Source organism: Bradyrhizobium pachyrhizi (assembly GCF_001189245.1).
GTDB lineage: Bacteria > Pseudomonadota > Alphaproteobacteria > Rhizobiales > Xanthobacteraceae > Bradyrhizobium > Bradyrhizobium pachyrhizi.
The window spans coordinates 14,232-17,009 of record NZ_LFIQ01000114.1 but is presented as its reverse complement, the minus strand read 5'-3'; the positions used below and the strand labels follow the sequence as shown (position 1 = coordinate 17,009).

Annotated in this window: 3 protein-coding genes; 2 read left to right on the top strand and 1 reads right to left on the bottom strand. The window is 69.5% G+C overall.

Going from position 1 to position 2,778, the window contains the following annotated elements; all coding sequences use genetic code 11:
- Positions 1 to 156: 156 nt before the first annotated feature.
- On the bottom strand, positions 157 to 588 hold the full coding sequence (locus AKL29_RS29215; protein ID WP_028332228.1) for a hypothetical protein: 432 nt from the start codon (positions 586 to 588) through the stop codon (positions 157 to 159).
- 163 nt (positions 589 to 751) lie between these two features.
- On the opposite strand from AKL29_RS29215, the gene AKL29_RS29210 reads away from it, so the two are divergent.
- Both AKL29_RS29210 and AKL29_RS29205 read left to right on the top strand, forming a co-directional pair.
- Positions 752 to 1,627 carry a DUF6502 family protein gene (locus AKL29_RS29210; RefSeq protein WP_050386551.1) on the top strand — a complete coding sequence of 292 codons (876 nt, stop codon included), beginning with the start codon at positions 752 to 754 and terminating at the stop codon, positions 1,625 to 1,627.
- Positions 1,624 to 2,778, top strand: a 1,155-nt coding sequence (locus AKL29_RS29205; RefSeq protein ID WP_063779972.1) for a DUF5666 domain-containing protein, incomplete at its 3' end; no start/stop codon positions are given. The genes AKL29_RS29210 and AKL29_RS29205, both read left to right, overlap by 4 nt.

The following is a 2,778-nucleotide window of genomic DNA, read 5'->3' as shown; positions in this document are numbered from 1 at the left end:
GCGTTCCGGGTGAGGGGGAGTCTCCGCGAGCTCAGCTATCACCGCAGATGCAGAGACAGCCCCTCACCCAACCCTCTCCCCGTAAGAACGGGGAGAGGGAGCGCAGCACCATTGCGCTCGCCATTCGACCGAATCTCATCTTGCTCTAGCGGAGCGTCAGGCCGGCTCGGCGGTGCTGCGTTCGACCGGCTGCAACTGGCGCCTGATCGCGGCGATGTCGAAATGAATCCGCTCGGGCAGCATTGCCGCTGCCGGGCGCTGCAGATCCTGCTCGATCACGACGCGCTTGCCGCCGTCGGACGTCAGCGCAATCGAGATCGATTGTGCGCGTGGCTCGGCGCGGAGGCCCGCATGCGCGCGGCAGGCATATTCGCCGGCGCGCAGGCCGCCGAAACCGAAGGCGAGCAGGCGGCCGTAGATGTAGAGCGCGAGCAGGTCGGTTTCGTCGAAGCGGCGCGGCGATCCGGGCGCAACGCCCGGCAGACAGGGATAGCCGCCAGCCATCACCGTCGACACGAACTCCTCAAAGGGAACCTGGGCGATCCGGCAGGCTTCCGCGATCGCAAGGTCGAATCGGGCAGACGTCATGGAGCGGTCCGTGGCGATGGCGGCAGTACCGGACTCCGTGGCACCCGCTGGCGAGCACGCGGAATTGTGTCCGGAGGTGATTTTGTTTCCCATAAGTGGGAAAATATCACACGTCAAGTGAGGTGGGATTGTGTCCCACGGCGCGGACGGCTAAAAGTTAGGCATGAATGCCAAGGCCCCGAAGTCGAAGGTGGGATCGTCCGCGCCGATCGCCGCAGCGAAGCTGCATGCGCCGCTGGCGCGCATGCTGCGCCCGCTGGTGCGGCTCTGCATCCGCGGCGGCATGACGTTCCCGGCGCTGACCCAGCTGCTGCGCGAGCTCTATGTCAACGTCGCCGAGCACGACTTCGCGCTCGAGGGCAAGGAGCAGACCGACAGCCGCGTCAGCCTGCTGACCGGCATCCACCGCAAGGAGGTGGCACGGCTGCGCGGCGCCGGCGCACCGGTCAATGCGGTGCCGGCGACGCTGTCGCGCACCAGCGCGATCATCGCGCGCTGGCTGGCGGCGCCCGAGTTCACCGATGCCAAGGGCGATCCGCTGCCGTTGCCGCGCACCGCCGACGGCGGCGCGCCGTCGTTCGAGACGCTGGTCGAATCGATCACCAAGGATGTGCGGCCGCGCGCGGTGCTGGACGAATGGCTCGACCGCAAGCTCGTCACCATCAATGACGACGACGAGATCATGCTGGTCGAGGAGGCCTTCGTGCCGCATGGCGACGACGATCGCAAATGGCACTATCTCGGCCGCAACCTGCACGACCATGTCGCGGCCGCCGAGCTCAACGTGTCCTCGGCCGCGCCGCGCTTCCTCGAACGCGCGGTGCATTACGACGGGCTGTCGGCGAAGCTGGCGAAACGGCTCGAGGGGCGCTCGCGCGAGCTGGCGATGGAGGCGCTCAAGGTCGCCAACCGTGAGGCCAACCGCGCGCTCGCAAAAGACAAGGGCGGCGACTATCGCTGGAATTTCGGCATCTACATCTATCGCGAGGGTCCGGATGGTCCAGTGGATGACGATGCCGACGAAGGCGGTGCAGGGTGAAGCGCCCGCCGGTCATTTCGCGCCGCGCGCTGCTTATCGGCTTCTGGCTCGCCGGAACGTCGCTCGCGGGCGCGCAGGTCAAGAAGCGCGGCAACGATCAGGGCATCGGCGGCACCGGCATCACCGGTTCCGATCAGGGCATCGGTGGCACCGGCATCGTCGGGGTGATCCAGCGGTTCGGCTCGATCTATGTCAATGGCGAGCGCGTCGCCTATGCACCCGACGTGCCGGTCAGAATCGACGGCGAGGCGGCGAGCGCCAAGGCGCTGCGGATCGGACAGCTCGCACGCGTGGTGGCGCAGCGTGATGCCGGCGGCACGCTGTCGACCAAACGCATCGATGTGACCAGCGAGGTGACCGGGCCGGTCGAGCAAATGAAGCCGGGCGGGCTGACGGTGCTCGGCCAGACGGTCGCCTGGACCGGACGCGAGAGCTGGCTGAAGGTGGGCGCGCATGTCGCCGTGTTCGGGCTGCGTCGCACCGACGGCGTCGTCGTCGCAAGTCTGGTGCAGGAGCGCCATGACGCCGCCGCGCGCGTCGCAGGGCCACTCGAGCGTGACCGTGCCGGCGTCTTGCGGATCGGCGAGCTCAAGCTCGCCGGCGTCGACCCGGCGCTGGCCGGTCAGCGCGTGCAGGCCGAGGGACACGTCGCGCAGGGCGTAATGCAGGTGTCGCGCAGCCGCGCCGACGACTTCTCCGATCTCGCGGGCGCGAACCGGCTGCTGATCGAGGCCTATGTGCGGCGGGTCGGCAACGACCTGCAACTCGGCTCTGGTTTCGTCGCGCGCGACCATTCGCGGTTTTCGCCGGCGGCCGATACGCGCGTCGTCGTCAACGCGCAGTTGTCGGGCCCGCGCGAGCTGCGCGTCGAATCGGTGCAGTCGGTCGGCAAGTTCCCGGGCTCGTCGGTGAAGAGCCCGGGCGCGCCGGGCCGTGGCCCCGGCGGCGGATCCGGACCCGGGCATGGAGCGGGACCTGGCGGCCCCGGCGGCCGCGGTGCGCCTGGTGGCGGCGGTCCAGGTGGCGGCCCCAGCGGGGCGCCGTCCGGCATGCCCGGCGGCAGCCCGCCAGGCGGTGGGCCCGCGCCTGATCCGCTGAGCGGTGGAACGACCGGCCCCGGCGGCTTCGGACCGCCAGGTGGGCCGTTCGGT